This window comes from Mesorhizobium sp. P2_B5 (genome assembly GCF_056404775.1).
Genome location: NZ_JBFUDJ010000005.1, coordinates 194487 through 216915, shown reverse-complemented (window position 1 = coordinate 216915; position 22429 = coordinate 194487). Strand labels below are relative to the sequence as shown.

Below are 22429 nucleotides of genomic sequence, written 5' to 3'. Positions count from 1 at the left end.
CTTACGAACTGACGTTATTTGCCCGAACCGGCGATCTGGTCGCCGTCGCGGGTGAGGTAGTAGGCAAACAGGATGGGCAGCAGCGTCACCAGCACCACGACCATGGCCACGACATTGGTGACCGGGCGCTGGCGCGGACGGATCAGCTCCTCCAGCATCCAGATCGGCACGGTCTGCTGCTGGCCGGCGGTGAAGGTGGTGACGATGACCTCGTCGAAGGACAGCGCGAAGGCCAGCATGCCGCCGGCAAGCAGTGCGGTGGCGATGTTGGGCAGCACGACATGCCGGAAGGTCTGGAAACCGTCAGCGCCGAGATCCATCGAGGCCTCGATCATCGAGCCCGAGGTGCGGCGGAAGCGGGCAACCGCATTGTTGTAGACGACGACGACGCAGAAGGTGGCGTGGCCGAGCACGATCGTCCAGAACGAGAACGGGATATCGGCCAGCGAGAAGGCCGAGCGTAGCGCGATGCCGGTGATGATGCCGGGCAGCGCTATCGGCAGGATGACCAGCAGCGAGATGGTCTCGCGGCCGAAGAATTTTGTCCGCGACACGGCGGCGGCGCACAGCGTGCCCAGTATCAAGGCAATCGCCGTCGAGATGGTGGCGACGCGGACCGAAAGCGACAGCGCCTGCCAGACATCCGGCCGGTTCCAGGTGACGGCGAACCATTGCGTGGTCAGCCCCGGCGGCGGCCAGACGAAGCTCTTCTCTTCCGTGGTGAAGGCGTAGACGAAGATCAAGAGGATCGGCAGATGCAGGAAGAGCAGGCCGCAGGCGGCTGCGATCTTGAGGCCGAGCGGGGCGGATTGCGAACCGTCAGAGCGCATCGAAGGCCCCCATGCGCTTGGCGCCCCAGAGGTAGAAACCCATGATGATGATGGGCACCACCGTGAAGGCTGCGGCGAGCGGGATGTTGCCGGCGGTGCCCTGCTGCGAATAGACGGCCTGGCCGATGAACAGCCGCGACGTGCCGATGATCTGCGGGATGATGTAGTCGCCCAGCGTCAGCGAGAAGGTGAAGATCGAGCCGGCGACGATGCCGGGCAGTGCCAGCGGGAACAGCACGTTGCGGAAGGTCTGGCCCGGCGACGCCCCAAGATCGGAAGAGGCCTCGACCAGATTGCCGGGCACGCGCTCCAATGCCGCCTGCACCGGCAGGATCATGAAGGGCAGCCAGACATAAACGAAGACGATGAAGGTGCCGGTGGCGGAGACCGACAGCGAATTGCCGCCCACGACCGGCAGCGACAGCCAGCCATCGAGCACCCAGAGCAGATGCAATTTGGCGAGCAGCCAGGTCAGAATGCCTTCCTTGGCGAGGATCAGTTTCCAGGCATAGATCTTGACCAGGTAGCTCGACCACAGCGGCAGCATGACGCCGAGATAGAACAGCGCCTTCCAGCGGCCACGGGCATAGCGCGCCGCGTAGTAGGCGATTGGGAAGGCGATGATGGCCGAGGCCAGCGTGACCAGCGCCGCCATCGTCACCGTGCGCAGGATGATGTCGAGATTGGCGGCCTGGAACAGGTCGCCATAGGTCTTCAGGGTGAACTCATGGTTGATGAGGCCGGAGAATTCGTCGATCGAGAAAAAGCTCTGTGCCAGCAACGCGAACAGAGAGCCGATATAGACGACGCCCAGCCACAGAACCGGCGGCAGCAGCATGAGGAACAGTAGCAATCGCGGCCGGCGCCAGAACAGGTCGGAGAGCGCACCACGCATGCCACCGCTGCCGGGCAGGATGGCGGGAGCAGTGGCGCGCGGCATGGCGGCGTCGAGGCTCATGCCGGCTCGTCCATCAGATGCAGATGCTCGCGGTTGAAGGTGAGCACCACCCCTTCGCCTTCCGCCGGCAATTTTGTGCCGGCCGGCACGATGGCGTGCAGCCTGAGCCCATCTGCGTCAAGCGCCAGCTTAGTGGTGGCGCCGAGATAGTTGGTTCCGACCAGGCGCGCGGCAACGCCATCGCCTTTCGCAGCGCGGCCTATGCGGATGGATTCAGGGCGCAAGCTGCCCCAGCGGTGCTGGCCGGAGCAACGCTGGACGAAATCCGGCGGCAGCACGTTGGACGAGCCTACGAAATCGGCGACGAAACGTGTCTTCGGACGCTGGTAGATGTCTTCCGGCGTGCCGATCTGCATGATCTTGCCGTCATTGAAAACGGCGACGCGATCCGCCATCGACAGCGCCTCGCCCTGGTCGTGGGTGACGAAGACGAAGGTGATGCCGAGCGCCTTCTGCAGCGATTTCAGCTCTTCCTGCATGTTCTCGCGAAGCTTGAGGTCGAGCGCGCCGAGCGGCTCGTCGAGCAATAGCACCTTGGGCTGGTTGACCAGCGCACGAGCAAGCGCGACGCGCTGGCGCTGGCCGCCGGAGAGCTGGCCGGGACGGCGGGCGCCATAGCCGGGCAGACGCACCAGCGACAGCGCCTCTTCCGCCGCCTTCTGCCGTTCGGCCTTGCCTACGCCCTTGACCATCAGCCCGTAGGCAACGTTGTCGAGCACGTTCAGATGCGGGAACAGCGCGTAGTCCTGAAACACCGTGTTGACGTTGCGGCGATAGGGCGGCACGCCCTCGGCGCGCTCGCCGAAGATGGAGATCGAACCCGAGGTCGGCTGCTCGAAACCGGCGATGAGGCGCAGGCACGTGGTCTTGCCGGACCCTGAGGGGCCGAGCATGGCGAAGAACTCGCCCGGCACGATGTCGAGATCGACGTCGTCGACGGCGCGAACGCTGCCGAAATGGCGAGACACTTTCTGAAAGGAAACGGCCGAAGTCATGGGTTGCCAGTCTGTTGCCTGGTTGATCTTCTGATGTCGCGCGCGACCCGACCTCCCCCTCGATGGGGAGGTCGCGGCGAAGCCGCGGGTGGGGGTGATGGCGCGGCCTATCGGACAGGCCTACACCCCGACGCTGCGCGTCGACCCTCCCCACAAGGGGGAGGGTAAAGGCGAAATTACCGTCCGCCGATGACGCCGATATAGTCCGACACCCAGCGGTAATAGGGCACGCACTGGTCGTTCTGAGTGGCGCACTTCGAGACCGGGGTCTTCCAGAACTTGATCTTTTCGAAATTGTCGTAGCCGTTGGTCTTGCAGCCTTCGTCGGTCAGAAGCTCGTTGCCCTTGCAGGCAGCGGGGACTACCGGCAACGAACCAAACCAGGCCGAGACATCGCCCTGCACCTTGGGCGACAGCGAATGTTCGAGCCACATATAGGCGCAGTTCGGGTGCGCGGCGTCGGCCTCCATCATGGTGGTGTCGGCCCAGCCGGTGACGCCTTCTTCCGGCACGGTCGAGGCGACCGGCTTCTTGGCGGCGACCAGCGTGTTGACCTGGTATGGCCAGGAACCCGAAGCGACGACGCCTTCGTTCTGGAAATCGTCGACCTGGATTGCGGCGTCATGCCAATAGCGGCCGACCAGCGTGCGCTGGACGCGCAGCAATTCGAGCGCCGCCTTGTACTGGTCTTCGTTCAGCTCGTAGGGGTCTTTGATGCCGAGTTCCGGCTTGTGGAACATCAGGTAGTTGGCGGCATCGGCAATGTGGATCGGGCCGTCATAGGCCTGGACGCGGCCCTTGTTCGACTTGCCGTCGGGCAGGTTCATTTCCTCGAAGACGACGTTCCAGCTCTTGGGCGCCTCCTTGAAGACATCGGTGTTGTACATCAGGACGTTCGGGCCCCACTGATAGGGAACGCCGTAATGCACCTTATCGACGGTGAACCAGGGCGCATCCTTCAGCCGGTCGTCGACGCTCTTCCAGCTCGGGATGAGATCGGTGTTGATCGGCTGCACGCGCTTGCCGGCAACGAGACGCAGCGAGGCATCGCCCGAAGCGGTGACCAGATCGAAGCCGCCCTCATTCATCAGCGAGACCATCTCGTCGGACGTGTTGGCGGTCTTGACGTTGACCTTGCAGCCGCTCTCTTTCTCGAAGGAGGTCACCCAGTCATAGCCCTTGTCGGTTTCGCCGCGCTCGATATAGCCGGGCCAGGCAACGATGCTGACCTCGCCTTCGCCCTTGCCAAGCTCCTTGACCTGGGCGACGGCCTGACCGGAAAAGGTCAGCGCGACCGTCAAAGCCGTGCACGTCTTCAGAAATGAATTCATCGTCAATCTCCCATTTTGGCGCCTGACTGCGAAGCCGGTCTTCGCTGCGGTCAGCCGCAGGCTGAAAAGTGTCAGTTCGTCCGATGGACACTTACCGCTCTAGCGGCGGTTCGGTCCCTGAAATGAAAAGTGCTTGGAAAATTCCGGTTTCGCAAATTGATTTATCAGAAACACGATATCGGTTTTTCCGATAGATAGCTGCACATCCGATCAACGCTGCTGGCGTACCGTCCGCTGCGATTGGGCAAGGCCGATGAAGTCGCGCGCCGCCTGCGGCAGGCTGGAGCCGCGGCGCCAGACCATGCCGACCTGGACGACCGGCAAAGTGCCTGAAATATCACGCGATTCTATGCGGTCGCCTTCCAGCGACCATGGCCGATAGACGAGGTCGGGCAGCAGCGCCACGCCGGCGCCGGTGGCGACGAGGCTGCGCACAGCTTCCACGGAGCGGGTGCGGAAGGCGACATGCGGCTTGGCTCCGATCGCCGCCAGAAGCTTGCCGGTGCTTTCCTCGATCTCGTCGACGGTGAGCATGATCAGCGGTTCGCCGGCAATGTCGCCAATGCCGATAATGTCGGCGCTGGCCAGCTTGTGGCTGAGCGGCACCCACAGCCGGTAGGCCGAGACTTCGAGGATTTCCGACTGCAGCGCCGTGCGGTCGCGCAAATTGGAGGTGACCATGACGGCGATATCGAGCTTGCCGCCGATCAGGAGATGCTCGAGATAGTCGCCATTGTCTTCAATGGCCGAGACATCGACGCCGGGATAGGCGCGGCGGTAGCGCGCCAGAAGGTCGGACAGCACATAGCCGGCGACCAGTGAGGTGACGCCGAGCTGCAGGCGTCCGCCAGCCACCACCTGTTCGTCGGAGAAAGCCCGGCGCGCATCGGAGACGTCGGCCAGGATCTTGGTGGCATGGCGCAAGAACTGGTGGCCTTTGTGGGTGATGTTGAGGCCGCGCGGATGGCGCTCGAACAGTTCGACGCCGAGATCGCTTTCCAGTTCCTTGATCGCTTCGGTGACCGAGGATTGCGAGATGGAGAGGTTTTGTGCCGCGCCTGACACCGTGCCCTGCTCGGCGACGGCAATGAAGAACTGCAACTGGCGGATGGTGAAGGCCATGGCCGGACTAAACACCGGCGCAGCAGGGAAGGAAAGCCGGCGCCGGGCTTATCCCTAGCAGGATATCTGGCGCGGTGCGCTCAGCCGAACAACAGCCTGATGCGTCGCCGCCACGCCGAGCCATAACGCAAGGCAAGCATGAAGGTCGCTTCCAGCGCCACCACGATGACGATGATGCGAAAGCCGATGGCATAGGAATCCCGGCCGCTGCCGCGCATGAGGTAGCCGGTGATGAGAAAGCCGGTGTTCCACAAAGTGGCGCCGAGGAGCGTCGTCGCCACGAAGGGCAAGAGCGGCAGGCGGAGCGCGCCGGCCGCGATCGGCAGGTAGTTGCGCACCGTCGGAATGAACTGCGCCAGCAAGGAGACCCTGACATGATGGCGGCGATAGGCCTCGCCGAGCCTGGAATAGGTCGCATAACGCAGGCAGACATATTTGCCGAAGCGCTCGACCAGCCTGTCAGCGCGATCCAGTCCAATGCGACGGCCCACTCCATACCAGACAAGGCAGCCCGTGATGGCGGACAGCGTCGTCACCAGGAGCAGGACCGTCAGCCTCGATAGATCAGGGGCTGCCGTCATGCCGAGGAACAGCAGCAGCACGTGCGAGGGCGGCACCGGCAGAATCTTTTCGGTTAAAGCGAGGCAGGCGACGCCGAGCAGCCCGAGGCCCAGGATCGCCGACAGCGGATCGGTCATGAGAAACGCCAGTCATAGGTTTTGAGGTTCTTGATCCTGGACACCTTACACCGTCGCCGGCGGGAAGTTGCGGAAGGTGCGGCCAAGCCGGGTCGCTTCCAGGTCAAGCCTGTCGAGCAATGTCTGGTCGAAAGGGCAGCGGCTGCCCAATGTGTATTGGTAAAGGGCCACGCCCGGCCGCAGAGCGCCGAACACGCCTTCCAGTATAGCGAAAGCCTTGCGCGGTGACATCAGCCGAAACGGCAGACTGCTGATGGCGGCGCCGGCCACCGAGCCGTCGAACAGAGGCGGATGGCGCATACCAACCGCATCCATCTCGAAGATGCGCGCGGCGGGAAAGCGCCGCGTCAGAAGCGAGGCAAAGTCTGGGTCGGCTTCGACCAGCGTTAGATCCTGCTCCCTGACACCGCGCTCCAGCAGCGCCTGCGTGAATGGGCCGGTGCCCGGTGCAAGCTCCAACACCTGACCGGTCTCGGGACCGATCTCGCGCGTGATCGGAGCAGCGAGACTGGAACTGGAGGGTGTGACCGAACCGCTGCGGAGCGGCGCCAGCGTCCACGCCATCAGGAAAGACAAAGCGTCGTTTGCAGACATGGTGACCTCACTGCTGATGCGGGCGATTCGCCTGACCCGCCTTTCGATGAGGCGCTGTTTGCCGCGACCGGATTGCATGAACATTGCGAGGCGCAGGCTTGAGCGAAAGATTTGTCGGGAAACGCGCTCCGCTCTCCGGTGCTCGGGGGATCAGAATTCGCTAGGCGGCTGCGATGCTAAGGCGTGCACCAGCCTCCGCCAGGGCAGCGGCAATGTCGCGCGGCGGCGGCTGGTCTGTGGCGAGTTCGGAAAAACCGTCGAAGCCGCAGACCTGGACCAGACCCTGGCGGCCGAATTTGGTGTGGTCGGTGATGACCAGCGAGCGCTGGCCGCGCGACAGCACCATGCGGGCGAACTCCGCCTCCTCCAGATCATAGTCCGCCAGCCCCGCGGCAGCGTCCACCGCGCCGATCGAAATCACCGCGTGGCTGACCGAGAAGCGGCTGACGAAGTCGATGGCCGAGGCGCCGAAGGCTGCACCGGAATCGCTGCGCAGCTCGCCGCCTGCCATATAGACCTTGTTGCCGTTGACCGTGGCCAGCGTGCGGGCGATGTCGGACGAGTTGGTGACCACCGTCAGTCGTCGGTGGCCAAGCAGCTCGCGGGCCAGGAACGAGGTCGTTGTGCCGGTGTCCAGCATCACCGACTCGCCGTCCCGGATAGTGGCGGCGACCATGCGGGCAATCAGCCGCTTGGCCTCGGCATTGTCGCGCATGCGCCGTTCGAACGGCGCCTCGCCGGCCATCGACGGCAGGCCGATGGCGCCATGCATCTTCAGCACCGAGCCATTGCCGGTGAGCGGCTTGACATCACGGCGCACGGTTTCAAGCGAGACCCCCAGCCGGTCCGCCAGGCTGGCGATGGTGACGGTACCCTCTTCCTTCAGGAGGCGGAGGATTTCGCCATGCCGTTTCGAATGGATCATGTGGCCTCTCGAATTCTGCGATCTGCCCGGTTTTAGGGCAATACAGACGTTTTTAAAGGAATTGCAGGCGATTTCGGGCAAAACACCCAAAAAAAGTCACAACATTTGATTGACACCCGGGCGGCACTGGCGTGACATTGATGGCGTGACAGGCTTCGGAACTGCCACAGGAGGGTGATGGCAGAGCCGCAATTCACGGACCGGACCGTCTGGCCAGACCGTCTGGGATTGATCTGGCACAAAGGCTTTTCAAATCCGCGGGGGCGGAGACCGGGTATCAAAACCTGGCCAAAGGGGCTCGTCGGTGCGGCGCGGGAGAGTCCCGGCGTCCCGCACCGACGAGATTTTTGCGTTCCCCCAACCCTCTTTGCGCGGGGCGCCGCCTTGTCGAAGCTCCGCCAAATCAGGGGTGGCCCGTGACTGCTGAAGATCGCATCCGGGCCCTGCCCTGCTGGAACGGCAGCGTCGACATTGCACCGCTGCCGGGCGGCCTCAGCAACGCAAACTACCTGGTCAGGGACGCGGCCGGGCGGCACGTCGTGCGTCTCGGCCAGGACTATCCGTTCCACCACGTCTTTCGCGACCGCGAGGTAATGACATCGCGGGCTGCGCATGAAGCGGGCTTCGCGCCGGCGGTTCGATATTCTGAACCTGGCATCATGGTCACGGAATTCCTCGGCGCAAAAACCTATGTCGCAGAAGACGTGCGCGCCAATATCGGCCGGGTGGCCGCGCTCATGCGCGGATTCCATCGCGAGATGCCCAATCACATCTCCGGCGCCGGCTTCATGTTCTGGGTCTTCCATGTCATCCGCGACTATGCGCGCACACTGAGCGAAGGCGGCAGCCGCAAGCGCGACGAGCTGCCACGGCTTTTGGCGCTGGCCGACGAGTTGGAGCGGGCGCAGAAACTGCTGCCGATCGTGTTCGGCCATAACGATCTTTTGCCGGCAAATATTCTTGACGACGGTGACAGGCTATGGCTGATCGACTTCGAATATGCCGGCTTCAACACCGCGATGTTCGACCTTGCCGGCGTTGCCTCCAATGCCGAGATGAGCGACGCCGAGTCCTTCGCCTTCCTCACCGCCTATTTCATGCGCGAGCCGGACGAGGCGATCCGTCGTTCTCATGCGGCCATGCAATGCGCGTCGCTGTTGCGCGAGGCGATGTGGAGCATGGTTTCCGAGCTTTATCTCGATGCGCCCGGCATCGACTACGTCGCCTATACCGCAGAGAACCTGACGCGGCTCGACGCAGCGCTGGACAATTACCGCACGAAATACGGAACACAGCCATGACCTTGCCAACGCAAGCCGGCATCGTCGTCATCGGCGGTGGCATTATCGGCTGTTCGACGGCCTATCATCTGGCGCGCGACCACAAGGCCGATGTCGTGCTGCTGGAGCAGGGCAAGCTGACCTCCGGCTCGACCTGGCATGCGGCCGGGCTGGTCGGACAGCTGCGCTCGTCGGCCTCGATCACCCGGGTGCTCAAATATTCGGTCGAGCTATACAAGGGGCTGGAGGCCGAGACCGGGCTCGCCACCGGCTGGAAGATGACCGGGTGCCTCAGGCTTGCCGCCAACGCCGACCGCTGGACCGAATACAAAAGGCTGGCGACGACAGCAAAAAGCTTCGGCATGGACATGCAGTTGCTGTCACCGGCTGAGGTGAAAAAGATGTGGCCGCTGCTGGAGACCAGCGACCTCGTCGGCGCGAGTTGGCTGCCGACCGACGGCCAGGCCAGCCCCTCCGACATCACGCAGTCGCTGGCCAAGGGCGCGCGCATGCATGGCGCGAAGCTGTTCGAGGATGTCCGCGTCACCGGCTTCGACATGAAGGAAGGGCGCATCACCACTGTGAAGACCAACAAGGGCGACGTCGCCTGCGACAAAGTGGTGAACTGCGCCGGGCAATGGGCACGCCAGGTCGGCGCGATGGCCGGCATCAGCGTACCGCTGCAGCCGGTCAAGCACCAGTACATCATCACCGAGAAGATCGACGGCCTGGCGACCGACGCGCCGACCATCCGCGACCCCGACCGCCGCACCTATTTCAAGGAAGAGGTCGGCGGGCTGGTGATGGGTGGCTATGAGCCGAACCCGCAGGCCTGGGCGACCGGCCTGCCCGGCGGCGATGTGCCTGACGAGTGGGAATTCCGCCTGTTCGACGACGATTACGATCACTTCGAGCAACACATGAGCCAGGCGATCGCGCGCGTGCCGGCGCTGGAGCGGGCCGGCGTCAAGCAGATGATCAACGGACCGGAAAGTTTTACGCCGGATGGCAGTTTCATCCTCGGCGTCGCGCCCGAATGCGCCAACATGTTCGTCGGCGCCGGCTTCAACGCCTTCGGCATTGCGTCGGGTGGCGGCGCCGGCTGGGTGCTGGCGCAATGGGTGGTCGATGGCGAGGCGCCGCTCGACCTCTGGGTGGTCGACATCAGGCGCTTTTCCGGGCTGCACCGTGACCGGCAATGGGTCAGCGACCGCACGCTGGAAGCCTATGGCAAGCACTACACGATCGGCTTCCCGCATGAGGAGTACGTCTCGGGCCGGCCGCGCATCGTCTCGCCGCTCTACGACCGGCTGAAGCTTCACCGCGCCGTCTTCGGCTCCAAGCTCGGCTGGGAGCGGCCGAACTGGTTTGCGCCCGAGGGCACCAAGCCTGAAGATATCTATTCGATGGGCCGGCAGAACTGGTTCTCAGCGGTCGGTGACGAGCACCGGCATGTGCGCGAAAAGGTCGGTATTTTCGACCAGTCCTCCTTCGCCAAATACGAGATGACGGGTGCGGACGCACAAAAGGCGCTGGACTGGATCTGCGCCAACGATGTCGCCAAGCCGATGGGACGGCTGACCTATACGCAGCTTCTCAACACGCGCGGCGGCATCGAGGCCGACTTGACGGTGGCCAGGCTCGCCGAGGACAAATTCTACATCGTCACCGGCACCGGCTTCCGCACGCACGACCTTTCCTGGATCGGCGACCATGTCGGCAAGGAACTCGACGTGACGTTGAAAGATGTCACCGAGGATTTCGGCACGCTGTCGCTGATGGGGCCGCGCGCCCGCGACGTGCTTGGGGCGGTCACCGAGACGGATGTCTCGAATGCCGCCTTCCCATTCGGCCATGTGCGCGAGATCGGGATCGCTGATCACACAATCCGGGCGCTGCGCGTCACCTATGTCGGCGAGCTTGGCTGGGAGTTGCATGTGCCGATCGCCGCCACCGGCGAAATCTTCGATGCGCTGATGGCGGCGGGCGAGCCGCACGGCATCCGCCCGGTCGGCTACCGGGCGCTGGAATCGCTGCGGTTGGAGAAGGGCTATCGCGCCTGGGGTTCCGACATCACGCCCAACGACACGCCGCAGGAAGCCGGCCTCGGCTGGGCGGTGAAGCTGAGGAAGAACACCGATTTCGTCGGCCGCCGGGCACTCGAAAAGGTCAATGGCGCGGCGTTAAAGAAACGCTTTGCCGGCTTCACTGTCGATGATCCCGATGTCGTGCTGGTCGGGCGCGAGACGATTCTGCGCAATGGCGAACCGGTCGGTTACCTCACCAGCGGCGGTTATGGCTACACGGTGGCTAAGAACATCGGCTATGGCTATGTCCGCAATGCCGACGGCGTCAGCGACGACTTCCTCAGCTCAGGCGACTATGAGCTGGTGGTGGCGATGGAGCGGACGCCGGCCGAAATCCATCTCGAGCCGATGTACGATCCGGCGATGAGCAAGATCAAGGCATAGATCCTGGATCAGCTCATGCGCAGCACGAGGCCGCGGCTGGGCACCGTATCCGCCTCGCCGGGCATCGAGACATAGGGCGCAGTCTCCTCGGCGCGAACGACCCTGCCCTCAGCCTCGAGCGCAGCGATGCGTTCGGCAAAGCCGGCGTTCCACAGCGTGTTCTTGACCGTCAGCACGATGACGCCGCCCGGCCGGCAGATGCGGATCAGTTCGTCCAGCCCGTCAGCGCCGACATGGCCGGAGGTGAAGACGCCGGCCGAGACGATGCCGGCATAGGCATTGTCGGCAAAGGGCAGCGGGCCGCCGAGCGCCAGGCAATGCAGCGCCGAATAGACGCCCTTTGCCGCCGCCCTGGTGAGCATGCCCTGCGAAATGTCGAGCGCCTCGACCTGGGGGTAGCCGGTAATGGCCAGCCATTCGCCGATCAGCCCGGTGCCGGCGCCGGCATCGAGCAGCGGGGCGGCGCCGCGCGGCAGATGGCGGGCGAGCAGGGCCAGGCAGATCGTTGGGTGGCGGTAGCCGGCGGCCGACATGTCGGCATCGTAGGTTTCCGACCAGTTATCATAGATCGCGGCCACGTCCTCGGGCCGTTGCGCCGCATAGGCGGCGCCGAGCCCGCCATGATCCTTGTTTCCCGCCATCGCTGTTTCTCCGCCAGCTCGATGCTCACCCTCGAACCGATGATAGCCAAACGGCGAAAACTGTGGAACCGTTATCGAGAGAAATAACACGCCAGGGGCAACAGGCATGGGGATGGACGAGGTACGCGCAACACTTGCGGCGATTCCGGCACTGGCCGGCTATGACGGACCGCTGGAGCGGCTGGGCGGGATGACCAATCTCGTCTTCCGGGCCGGCGATATCTGCCTGCGTATCCCCGGCAAAGGCACCGACGAGTACATCAACCGCGCCAATGAAGCGGTGGCGGCGCGTGAGGCGGCCAAAGCCGGCGTCAGTCCCGAGGTGCTGCATGTCGACCCCAAGACGGGCGTGATGGCGAGCCGCTTCGTTGCCGGCGCCGAGACGATGTCGCCGGAGAAGTTCAAGCTGCGCGCCGGCAGCCCGGCCCGCGCAGGCGAAGCCTTTCGCAAGCTGCACGCGTCCGGCGCAGTGTTTCCGTTCCGCTTCGAGCTGTTTGCGATGATCGACGACTACCTCAAGGTCTTATCGACCAAGGACGTGGCCTTGCCTCCCGGCTACCACGACGTCGTGCGCGAATCCGAAACCGTGCGTGCTGCCCTTGCCGCTCACAAGCTGCCGCTTGCCGCCTGCCATTGCGACCCGCTGTGCGAGAATTTTCTCGATACGGGCGAGCGGATGTGGATCGTCGACTGGGAATATTCGGGGATGAACGATCCGCTCTGGGATCTCGGCGACCTCAGCGTTGAAGGCAAATTCGACACTGCGCAAGAAGAAGAGATGATGCGCGCCTATTTCGGCGGCGAGGCAAAGCCGGCCGAACGCGGCCGCGTCGTCATCTACAAGGCGATGTGCGACCTGTTGTGGACGCTGTGGGGGTTGATCCAGCTTGCCAACAACAATCCGGTCGAGGATTTCCGTGCCTATGCCGACGGCCGTTTCGCCCGCTGCAAGGCGCTGATGGAGACGCCTGAGTTTTCACGCCATCTTGCAGCTGTGCGCGCGGGCTAGACGTCGGCCTCTATTTGAAGACCCGCTCTATTTCACTCATCGTCACTGTATCGTCGGACTTTTTGCAGTACCAGACGATCAGCGCGATGGTGCCGATGGGGAATAATGGTGCAAGGAGCTGATGCCAACCGCTTCTATTGATGTCATGCAGCCGGCGCGTGGTCATGGCCAGTGTCGGCAAGAGGACGGCGAGATTCCAAATCGAAGAGATGATTTCATTGTTCACAACAAGATCAAGTATCGTCGCAACGATACCGACAATGATAAGGAAAAGGTAGGCAAACCAGAACTCCGAGCGACTGGCCCTGCCGGAAAAATTTACATAATTTTGGAAAAAGCTCGAAATAGCTTCCGTAAAACTCATAGGAGGCGGTATGTCTCCGAAGCGATTGCTACCAGCTGGCGGGGCTCTTAAAACAAATATCAATGGCAGGCCGATAAGGACCAAAACGATCAGCCAATGCCATATTGAAAAGCTACCCATTACCCCCCCAATCACAGTTCCCCGGAGATATTGGTCTTGGCCTATTCCCGCCAAGAATCAATCCGGGATTGCGCCCGGCAGGAAATCTACTCCGCAAGATATCGATGTAAATACCGAAAATTTTTGACAGAACACTTCAGTGATTCTGCGCGATAATCGTATTATTATCAAATGCTAAAGCGTCTCGCTTCAAAACGGTACCGTTCGACGCGCTTTACGCTTGCCGCTTCAGTTCACGCCCTTCGGCACGTTCTCCGGCGGCACCACGGTCTCCACCACCTTTTGGCGGTGGAAGATGAACAGGCCGGCGAGGACGACGATGGCCGAGCCGATCAGGATGCGCGGGCCTGGCACATCGCCGAAGAAAGCCAGGCCGAAGATCACCGCCCACAAAAGCAGGCTGTAGTGCAGCGGCGCCAGCGTCGAGGCAGGCGCCAGCTTCAGCGCCCTGGTGATCATCAGATGGGCGCTGCAGGAGACGATGCCGAGCAAGAGCATAGCGCCGAAATCGAGCGCCGAGGGCGTGCGCCAGGCACCGATGGTCATCACGGCGCCGACCAGCAGAGTGCCGATCGTCTGCCAGGTGACCAGCGTGGTGTCGCTGGTGCCGCGCAGGCGGCGGCTGAGAATGATGGCGAAAGCGAAGGCAATGCTGCCGACCAGGGCGAACATCGAGGAGAGCGAAAACGCCGCCGAGGACGGCTTCAGTATGATCAGCACGCCGCAGAAGCCGACCAGGATGGCAGCCCAGCGGCGCCATCCGACCTTTTCGCCGAGCAGGAAATGCGACAGCGCCGCCACATAGATCGGCCCGGCCATGTAGAAACTCATCACGTCGGCAAGCGGCAGATAGACAACGGCGGCATAGAACAGAGCGGTATCGACCGTTGTCGCAACCACGCGCAGAGACTGGAGGACAGGCCGCTCCATCTGGAACAGCTTCGCAGTGCCCTGGTTGGCGATCATCGGGCCAAGCACGATAAACGCGCCGAGCGAGCGGATAAACACCACCTGGCCAACCGAGAAAGAGGCGACCAGCCATTTGCCCATCGCGTCGTTCAGCGCAAACATGAAGTCGCCGGCCAGCATCAAGAGAATGCCGGCCAGAAGCACGTTCCTGATCGTAAAGTTGCGAGCGAGCCACTGGGCCATGCGGCTCCCTAGCTCCAAGTCGCCGCTTTGACGAGGCAAATCGGTAAGACCAGCGGCGGAAATCGGCTGTCTCCATGCCTTTCCTGGTATCCGCAACCTTGCTGGGAAAGCCGGCCTATTTGGGCCGCGGGCGGATGATGATCGGGCGATAGATGATCGGCCTGTCCCAGGGATCGAAAGCCGAAACCCTTCTGAATTCGGCGCGCCGATCGAGGTCGATGCGCTGCAGGCACTCGGCAAAGGCATCGTTCTTCTTGGTGAAGCAGATGCAATGGCCTGTTGGGCCGGCCTGATTGCCTACGACGCCGACGCACTTGCGGCATTATGCCGGCGGTTCACCTGGCCCGGCCGCCCGGCGATCGACAGCCGCGTCTCCTGCTTCGTGCGCTCGGCCACTACCTTGCCCCTGGCAACGACGCAGAGCCGTTCGGCGCGCAGGCGCAAGGCCTCTATCGGGTTGCCGGCGTCGAGGATAACGAAGCTGGCGCGCTTGCCCACGCTGAGGCCGAGATGATCGAGGCCCATGATGGCGGCGTTGACGTTGGTGACCATGTCGAAGCAGCGTGCCATGTCGGCCGGGCTCGACATTTGCGCGACGTGCAGGCCCATGAAGGCGACGTCGAGCATGTCGGCGGTGCCCAGCGAATACCAGGGGTCGAGCACGCAATCCTGGCCCCAGCCGACACGGATGCCGAGCGCCAGCATCTCCTTGACCCGGGTCAGGCCACGGCGCTTGGGAAACGTATCGTGGCGGCCCTGCAGCATGATGTTGATCAGCGGATTGGGGATCGCCGACACACCGGCCTCGGCGATCAGCGGTAGGAGCTTGGAGACGTAATAATTGTCCATCGAATGCATGGAGGTGAGGTGCGAACCGGCCACCTTGCCCTGTAGGCCGAGGCGCTGCGTCTCATAGGCAAGCTGCTCGATATGGCGTGACAGCGGATCGTCGGTCTCGTCGCAGTGCAGGTCGACCATCAGCCCGCGCTTTGCCGCGATTTCGCAAAGTTCGGTCACCGAGCGCGTGCCGTCGGCCATGGTGCGTTCGAAATGCGGGATGCCGCCGACGATGTCGACACCCATGTCGAGCGCGCGCAGCGTATTCTGCCGCGCCGTCGGCGAGCGATAAAACCCGTCCTGCGGAAAGGCGACCAGTTGCAGGTCGATATAGGGCGCGACAATCTTCTTGACGTCGAGCAGCGCCTCGACCGCGAGCAGCCGGTCGTCGCAGACATCGACATGAGTGCGGATGGCGAGCAGCCCCATCGAGACCGCCCAGTCGCAATAGGCGAGCGCCCGCTCACGCACGGCATCATGCGTCAGCAGCGGCTTCAGCTCGCCCCACAGCGAAATGCCTTCGAGCAGCGTGCCCGAGGCGTTGATGCGCGGAATGCCGTAGGACAGCGTCGCATCCATGTGGAAATGCGGGTCGACGAAGGGCGGCGAGATCAGATTGCCATGGGCGTCGATCGCCGTGCCGGCGCTGACGTTCAACTTTGGCTCGATGGCGACGATCGTCTCGCCGACAATGCCGAGATCGGCGATAGTGCCATCAGGCAGCGTTCCGCCGCGCACAACAAGGTCGAAATCCATCTGTCGTCATCTCCCTGCAGATTGAGCGCGCTATCGTCTTGATGGGCACCCCTCTTTTCCAAAGGTTCCATCCGGCGGCAACTCGCTCTATAAGCCGCCAGTCGCCCCCGTGGCGAATCCGAAATTCGTCTCAGTCAGGCATGGGATCAACCATTGTTTCGCTTCTTCCGTTCGACGGAAAACCAGCGCCTCATCGCGAGGCTGGTCAGGGAATCCTTCCAAGAGCACAAGTTTGGCTATGCCGCCGCGATCGCGTCGATGCTGGTGGTGGCCGCCATGACGGGCGCCAGCGCCTGGATCCTGCGCGAGATCACCAATGAATTCGTGATCTACAAGAGGCTGGACCGCGTCAACCTGATCGCCGGGGGGGTCGCGGCGATCTTCGTCTTTAAAGGCATCGCCAACTTCGTCCAGGCCTATTTCATGAGCCGGGTCGGCAACGCCATCATCGCCGACCGGCAGCGCAAGATCTACGACCGCATCCTGGCCCAAGGCATCGAGTTCTATCATTCGACCTCGTCGTCGGAGTTGATCACCCGCATGACCAACAATGCGCAGGCGGCGCGCAACGTGCTCGACCTTGTCGTTACATCTTATGTGCGCGACCTGATGACGATGGTTGTGCTGGTGGGGGTGATGGTCTGGCAGCAGCCGGCGCTGTCCCTGATCTGCTTCGTCATCGGCCCCATAGCCATTTACGGCGTCAACCACATCCTGAAGCGCGTGCGCAAGATTGCCGCGCAGGAATTCCGCTCGCTCGGTCAGATCGTGCAAGTGATGCAGGAAACGGCGGTGGGCGTGCGCGTGGTAAAGTCCTTCGGCCTCGAAGGCGCGATGCGCAAGCGCATGTACAAGGCCGTGTCGGACGTGGAGAACCGCGCCAACAACATCGCGACGCTGGAAGCCGCCACCAGCCCGGTAATGGAGACCCTCGCCGGGCTGGCAATTTCCGGCTCTGTCCTGGTCAGCGGTTTCCTGGTTCTGGGTGGCGGCCAGATGCCGGGCAACATCATGGCCTTTATCGCAGCGCTGCTCTTGGCCTACGAGCCGGCCAAGCGCCTGGCGCGCGTGCGCATCTCGCTGGAAACCGGCATTGTCGGCGTGCGCATGATGTTCCAGCTTGCCGACAGGCCGCTGACGCTGGCCGAGAAGCCCGATGCAAAGCCGCTGCGGGCCGGGCCGGGCGAGATCCGTTTCGACAATGTGAGCTTCGCCTACCCGGAAAGCTCCCCGGTGTTCGAGGGACTGGACCTGACGCTTGCCGCCGGCCAGATGACGGCGCTTGTCGGGCCTTCGGGCAGCGGCAAGTCGACCATCCTCAATCTGATCATGCGCATGTACGACCCGCAGAACGGCAAGGTGATGTTCGATGGCCAGGACATCTCCGACGCCACGCTCGCCTCGGTCCGGGAGAAGATCGCCTATGTCAGCCAGGACACGTTCCTGTTTGCCGGCACGGTGATGCACAACATCCGCCTCGGCCGCCAGGACGCGACCGACGAAGAGGTGATCGCCGCCGCCAAGGCCGCCAATGCGCACGACTTCATCAGCGCCGTGGCCAAGGGTTATGAGACGGAGGTCGGCGAGAACGGCGCGCTGCTTTCAGGCGGCCAGCGCCAGCGCATCTCGATCGCGCGCGCCATGCTGCGCAATGCGGAGATCCTGCTGCTCGACGAAGCGACCAGTGCGCTCGACGCCGAATCCGAGGCGCTGTTCCGCGATGCGCTGCAGCAACTGACGGTCGGGCGCACCACGATCGTCATCGCCCATCGCCTGTCGACCGTGCACCAGGCCGACACGATCGTGGTGCTGGAAGCCGGCAAGGTGGTGGAAAGCGGCGCGCATCGCACTCTGCTCAACCAGGGCGGGCTGTATCAGAAGCTTTATGAGTATCAGTTGATGCCGTGAGGATTTCCGGATGAGGGGGCTGGCGCAGACCTCACTCCGGCACGTGCCTCACCGCGCCCTTGTCGGCGCTGGTTGCGAAGGCGGCGTAGGCGCGCAGCGCGGTCGTCACCTTGCGCTTGCGCTTTTCCTCGGGCTTCCAGGCCAAAGCGCCCTTCGCTTCCATCGCAGCACGCCGAGCATCGAGTTCGGCATCGCTGACCGCCAGGCGGATGGTGCGGTTGGGAATATCGATCTCGATCGTATCGCCTTCCTGCACCAGTCCGATGGTGCCGCCTTCCGCGGCCTCCGGCGAGGCATGGCCGATCGACAGGCCTGATGTGCCGCCGGAGAAGCGGCCGTCGGTGACCAGCGCGCAGGCCTTGCCCAACCCTTTCGACTTCAGATAGCTCGTGGGATAGAGCATCTCTTGCATGCCGGGGCCGCCGCGCGGTCCCTCATAGCGGATGACGACGACATCGCCGGCCTTGATTTCGTTGGACAGGATCGCCTTCACCGAAGCGTCCTGGCTTTCGAACACGCGCGCCGGGCCGGTGAACTTCAGGATCGATTCATCGACGCCGGCCGTCTTCACGATACAGCCGTCGAGCGCCAGATTGCCTTTCAGCACGGCAAGGCCACCATCCTTGGAGAACGGCGTCTCGGCCGAGCGGATGACACCTTTTTCACGATCGAGATCGAGATCGTCCCAGCGGCGGTCCTGACTGAACGCCACTTGCGTCGGCACGCCGCCCGGGGCGGCGAGGAAGAAATCGCGAACGTTCTGGCTGGTGGTGCGGGAAATATCCCAATGGTCGAGCGCTTCGCCAAGGCTTGCCGTGTGCACGGTCGGCAGGTCGCGGTTGAGCAGCCCGGCATTGTCGAGCTGGCCGAGGATGGCCATGATGCCGCCGGCGCGATGGACGTCTTCCATATGCACGTCCGACTTGGCCGGCGCGACCTTGCACAGCACCGGAACACGGCGCGACAGCCGGTCGATGTCTTCCATGGTGAAATCGACCTCGCCTTCATGGGCCGCCGCCAGAATGTGCAGCACGGTGTTGGTCGAGCCGCCCATGGCGATGTCGAGCGTCATGGCGTTCTCGAAGGCGCCCTTGGAGGCGATGCTGCGCGGCAGCGCGCTCTCATCATCCTGTTCGTAATAGCGCTGGGCGAGATCGACGATGAGATGGCCCGCCTCGACGAACAGCCGCTTGCGGTCGGCATGCGTGGCCAGCGTCGAGCCGTTGCCCGGCAGCGACAGGCCGAGCGCCTCGGTCAAACAATTCATCGAATTGGCGGTGAACATGCCCGAGCACGAGCCGCAGGTCGGGCAGGCCGAGCGTTCGATGACCTTCACGTCCTCATCCGAGATCTTGTCATCGGCGGCGGCAACCATGGCGTCGACGAGGTCGAGCGCCTGCGTCTTGCCGGCCAGCACCACCTTGCCGGCTTCCATCGGGCCGCCGGAGACAAAGACCGTCGGGATGTTGAGACGCAACGAGGCCATCAACATGCCAGGCGTGATCTTGTCGCAATTGGAGATGCAGACCATGGCGTCGGCGCAGTGCGCGTTGACCATGTATTCGACGGAATCGGCAATCAGCTCGCGTGACGGCAGCGAATAGAGCATGCCGTCATGGCCCATGGCGATGCCGTCATCGACGGCGATGGTGTTGAACTCCTTGGCGACGCCGCCGGCCTTCTCGATCTCGCGCGCCACCAGCTGGCCGAGGTCCTTCAGATGCACATGGCCCGGCACGAACTGGGTGAAGGAGTTGACCACCGCAATGATCGGCTTGCCGAAATCCGAATCCTTCATGCCGGTGGCGCGCCACAGGCCGCGGGCGCCGGCCATGTTGCGGCCATGGGTGGTGGTGCGGGAGCGATAGGCAGGCATATTTTTTCCTTGGTGGCTGGCTGCGCTCGTTGGGCGGCGCCGCGGCGCTGAATTCGGACCGCAGGCGTTATAGACGTCACAATCTGGTATGGCCACAATTTTGCGATGCGCCAGATTCTCGTAACGAATCAGAGTTTGCGAAAAAGATTGCGGACCAGTGTCGGATCGCGTGGCCGGCGCGCGTCCTTGGATCAACGGCAAGGGGAATGGCTCCATTTCTGGAGTCAGCCGTTTCACCCGTAACCGCAACAAAGACATACCGAGGAGCACGACATGCAAAAGATCACCACCTGCCTGTGGTTCGACGGCCAGGCCGAAGAGGCTATGAATTTCTACGTCTCCATCTTCAAGAATTCGAAGGTGCTGAGCGTTCTGCGTTGGCCCGAAGGTCACGCAGATGCGGGCAAAGCGCTGGTGACCACGTTCGAACTCGACGGTGTGCAGTTCCAAGCGCTCAATGGCGGACCGCAATTCAAGTTCAACGAGGCGATGTCACAGTCGATCGACTGCAAGACGCAGGAAGAGGTCGACTATTTCTGGGACAAGCTCATCGAAGGTGGTGGCGAACCGTCGCAATGCAGCTGGCTGAAGGACAAGTTCGGCGTCTCCTGGCAGGTCGTGCCGGAGCAACTGCCGCGCCTGCTTCTGGATCCGGACCGGGCCAAGGCCGGGCGGGTGATGTCGGCAATGATGCAGATGGGCAAGATCGACATTGCGAAAATCGAGGAGGCGGCGAAGGGGTGAGAAGCGGTCCGCGTAGCGGACGAAAAGCCAATTGCTTGGCTTTTCGAGCTTCGAACGCCCTGAGCCGTGCGAAGGGCCGGGCGGCCATTGAGGTCGGTGCCGCCCCTCATCCGCCCTTCGGGCACCTTCTCCCCGTGAACGGGGAGAAGGAAGAGCTCACGCCGCCTTGTCGCGGACTTGATAGTCCTTGATCGTCGCGAAGCGGATCGCCTTCCAGCGTTCGGCTTCGTAGTTCAGCGAGAAGGCGTGCTGGGCGAGGAACACCGGGTCGTTGTCGAGGTCGCGGGCGATGTCGCCGCGATGCGCCTCGATGAAACGAAGCGTCTCGGCCTTGTCGTCGGCCGAAATCCAGCGGCAGACGGAAAAGCGCGACATCTCGAATTCGACCGGCAGCGTGTATTCGAAATTCAGCCGTTCCTTCAAAACGTCGAGCTGCAGGGCGCCGACGACGCCGACGATGGCCGGTGAGCCATCCTCCGGCGAAAACAGCTGCACGACGCCTTCCTCGGCCATCTGGTGCAGCGCTTCCTTGAGCTTCTTGGCCTTCATCGCATCGCCGAGGCGAACGCGGCGCAGGATTTCCGGGGCGAAGTTCGGCACGCCGCGAAACAGGATTTCCTCGCCCTCGGTCAGCGTGTCGCCAATGCGCAGCGTGCCGTGGTTGGGAATGCCGACGACGTCGCCGGCAAAGGCTTCGTCGGCGGTGACGCGGGTGCGGGCGAAGAAGAATTGGGGCGCCGACAGGCTCATCGGCTTGCCGGTGCGCACCAGCTTGGCCTTCATGCCGCGCTCGAGCTTGCCGGAGCAGACACGCACGAAAGCGATGCGGTCGCGGTGGTTGGGGTCCATGTTGGCCTGGATCTTAAAGACGAAGGAGGTCATCTTCTCCTCGGTCGCCTCGACCTTGCGGGTGTCGGCCTCCTGCGCGCGCGGCGGCGGCCCGAAGGCGCCGAGCGCCTCGATGAGGTCGCGCACGCCATAATTGCGCAGCGCCGAGCCGAAATAGACCGGCGTCAGATGGCCTTCGCGGAACGCGTCAATATCAAGAGGTCGGCAAGCCTCCCGCGCCAGCTCCAGTTCCTCGATGAAGGCTTCGCGCTCGTTTTCCGGCAAAAGGCCGGCGACGCGGTTGGAATCGGGACCGTTGACCGGCGTGCGCTCTTTCTCCGCATCGCCCTTGCGCACGGCGTTCAGCGCCAGGTGATAGGTGCCGGCAAACGTCTTGCCGCGGCCGATCGGCCAGGTAATGGGGGCCGTGTCCAGCGCCAGCTTCTGCTCGATCTCGTCCAGAATCTCAAACGGGTCGCGGCTTTCGCGGTCCATCTTGTTGATGAAGGTGATAATCGGGATGTCACGCAGCCGGCAGACCTCGAACAGTTTCAGCGTGCGCGGCTCGATGCCCTTGGCGGCGTCGATGACCATGACCGCCGAGTCCACCGCCGAGAGCGTGCGATAGGTGTCGTCGGCGAAATCCTCGTGGCCGGGCGTGTCGAGCAGGTTGAAGACATTGTCTTCATACTCGAAAGTCATCACCGAGGTGACGACCGAAATGCCGCGCTCGCGCTCGATCTTCATCCAGTCGGACCGGGTCTGGATGCGATCCTTCTTGGCCTTGACCTCGCCGGCAAGCTGAATGGCGCCGCCGAACAGCAGAAGCTTTTCGGTGAGCGTCGTCTTGCCGGCGTCGGGGTGGGCGATGATCGCGAAAGTGCGGCGGCGCGCCACTTCCTCTTGTATTGCTTCAGGCATTCTCTGGGATTTCCGTGTGACAGGCCGGGCTTCTAGCAGCGCAGTGTCGGGCTGTCGACCGGTGCGGCG

General features: G+C 63.1%; 19 protein-coding genes. 5 read left to right on the top strand and 14 right to left on the bottom strand.

Going from position 1 to position 22429, the window contains the following annotated elements; all coding sequences use genetic code 11:
- Positions 1-14: 14 nt before the first annotated feature.
- The 8 genes from AC1D1N_RS18945 to AC1D1N_RS18910 form a co-directional block, all read right to left on the bottom strand.
- Complete coding sequence (locus tag AC1D1N_RS18945; protein ID WP_477350342.1) at positions 15-830, bottom strand: ABC transporter permease; 816 nt, start codon at positions 828-830, stop codon at positions 15-17.
- The gene (locus tag AC1D1N_RS18940) at positions 820-1788 is read right to left on the bottom strand and encodes an ABC transporter permease (RefSeq protein ID WP_477350340.1); all 969 of its coding nucleotides are present in this window, start codon (positions 1786-1788) and stop codon (positions 820-822) included. Before AC1D1N_RS18940 ends, AC1D1N_RS18945 begins: the two co-directional genes overlap by 11 nt.
- A complete protein-coding gene (locus AC1D1N_RS18935) occupies positions 1785-2783 on the bottom strand; it encodes an ABC transporter ATP-binding protein (RefSeq protein ID WP_477350338.1) in 999 nt (332 codons plus the stop codon). Before AC1D1N_RS18935 ends, AC1D1N_RS18940 begins: the two co-directional genes overlap by 4 nt.
- A gap of 176 nt (positions 2784-2959) precedes the next feature.
- Positions 2960-4114, bottom strand: a complete 1155-nt coding sequence (locus tag AC1D1N_RS18930; RefSeq protein ID WP_112560642.1) for an ABC transporter substrate-binding protein — start codon at positions 4112-4114, stop codon at positions 2960-2962.
- Positions 4115-4324: 210 nt separating this feature from the next.
- The gene (locus AC1D1N_RS18925) at positions 4325-5236 is read right to left on the bottom strand and encodes a LysR family transcriptional regulator (protein WP_436257889.1); all 912 of its coding nucleotides are present in this window, start codon (positions 5234-5236) and stop codon (positions 4325-4327) included.
- Positions 5237-5316: 80 nt separating this feature from the next.
- Positions 5317-5934: a DedA family protein gene (locus tag AC1D1N_RS18920; protein ID WP_477350335.1), complete on the bottom strand. Its 618-nt coding sequence runs from the start codon at positions 5932-5934 to the stop codon at positions 5317-5319.
- Positions 5935-5979: 45 nt separating this feature from the next.
- Entirely contained in the window at positions 5980-6528 is a 549-nt protein-coding gene (locus tag AC1D1N_RS18915; protein WP_477350333.1) for a class I SAM-dependent methyltransferase, read from the bottom strand.
- Between the two features lie 160 nt (positions 6529-6688).
- Positions 6689-7453 carry a DeoR/GlpR family DNA-binding transcription regulator gene (locus tag AC1D1N_RS18910; protein ID WP_352555466.1) on the bottom strand — a complete coding sequence of 255 codons (765 nt, stop codon included), beginning with the start codon at positions 7451-7453 and terminating at the stop codon, positions 6689-6691.
- 416 nt (positions 7454-7869) lie between these two features.
- Between AC1D1N_RS18910 and AC1D1N_RS18905 the strand changes: the two genes are divergently transcribed.
- On the top strand, positions 7870-8754 hold the full coding sequence (locus AC1D1N_RS18905; protein ID WP_477350331.1) for a phosphotransferase: 885 nt from the start codon (positions 7870-7872) through the stop codon (positions 8752-8754).
- Entirely contained in the window at positions 8751-11204 is a 2454-nt protein-coding gene (locus AC1D1N_RS18900) for a GcvT family protein (protein ID WP_477350329.1), read from the top strand. Before AC1D1N_RS18905 ends, AC1D1N_RS18900 begins: the two co-directional genes overlap by 4 nt.
- Positions 11205-11212: 8 nt before the next feature.
- Here AC1D1N_RS18900 and AC1D1N_RS18895 read toward each other — a convergent pair whose 3' ends face one another.
- Positions 11213-11845: a class I SAM-dependent DNA methyltransferase gene (locus AC1D1N_RS18895; RefSeq protein WP_436257883.1), complete on the bottom strand. Its 633-nt coding sequence runs from the start codon at positions 11843-11845 to the stop codon at positions 11213-11215.
- Positions 11846-11951: 106 nt separating this feature from the next.
- Between AC1D1N_RS18895 and AC1D1N_RS18890 the strand changes: the two genes are divergently transcribed.
- Positions 11952-12854: a phosphotransferase family protein gene (locus tag AC1D1N_RS18890; protein ID WP_112560634.1), complete on the top strand. Its 903-nt coding sequence runs from the start codon at positions 11952-11954 to the stop codon at positions 12852-12854.
- A 10-nt stretch (positions 12855-12864) separates the two neighbouring features.
- Here AC1D1N_RS18890 and AC1D1N_RS18885 read toward each other — a convergent pair whose 3' ends face one another.
- The 3 genes from AC1D1N_RS18885 to AC1D1N_RS18875 all read right to left on the bottom strand — a co-directional run bounded on the left by AC1D1N_RS18885 (position 12865) and on the right by AC1D1N_RS18875 (position 16083).
- Positions 12865-13338, bottom strand: coding sequence for a DUF805 domain-containing protein (locus AC1D1N_RS18885; RefSeq protein WP_436257881.1), 474 nt, complete (start codon positions 13336-13338; stop codon positions 12865-12867).
- Positions 13339-13566: 228 nt separating this feature from the next.
- A complete protein-coding gene (locus AC1D1N_RS18880; protein WP_112560632.1) occupies positions 13567-14490 on the bottom strand; it encodes a DMT family transporter in 924 nt (307 codons plus the stop codon).
- A gap of 297 nt (positions 14491-14787) precedes the next feature.
- The gene (locus tag AC1D1N_RS18875) at positions 14788-16083 is read right to left on the bottom strand and encodes an amidohydrolase family protein (RefSeq protein WP_477350326.1); all 1296 of its coding nucleotides are present in this window, start codon (positions 16081-16083) and stop codon (positions 14788-14790) included.
- Between the two features lie 153 nt (positions 16084-16236).
- On the opposite strand from AC1D1N_RS18875, the gene AC1D1N_RS18870 reads away from it, so the two are divergent.
- Entirely contained in the window at positions 16237-17991 is a 1755-nt protein-coding gene (locus AC1D1N_RS18870; protein WP_477350324.1) for an ABC transporter ATP-binding protein, read from the top strand.
- A gap of 31 nt (positions 17992-18022) precedes the next feature.
- Here AC1D1N_RS18870 and ilvD read toward each other — a convergent pair whose 3' ends face one another.
- Positions 18023-19867, bottom strand: coding sequence for a dihydroxy-acid dehydratase (gene ilvD, locus AC1D1N_RS18865; protein ID WP_477350323.1), 1845 nt, complete (start codon positions 19865-19867; stop codon positions 18023-18025).
- A gap of 273 nt (positions 19868-20140) precedes the next feature.
- On the opposite strand from ilvD, the gene AC1D1N_RS18860 reads away from it, so the two are divergent.
- A complete protein-coding gene (locus tag AC1D1N_RS18860) occupies positions 20141-20611 on the top strand; it encodes a VOC family protein (RefSeq protein ID WP_436257877.1) in 471 nt (156 codons plus the stop codon).
- A gap of 156 nt (positions 20612-20767) precedes the next feature.
- Here the strand turns inward: AC1D1N_RS18860 and AC1D1N_RS18855 are convergent, their stop codons facing one another.
- Positions 20768-22360 (bottom strand): peptide chain release factor 3, encoded by a 1593-nt coding sequence (locus AC1D1N_RS18855; protein WP_352582142.1) that lies wholly within the window; start codon positions 22358-22360, stop codon positions 20768-20770.
- Between the last annotated feature and the right edge of the window lie 69 nt (positions 22361-22429).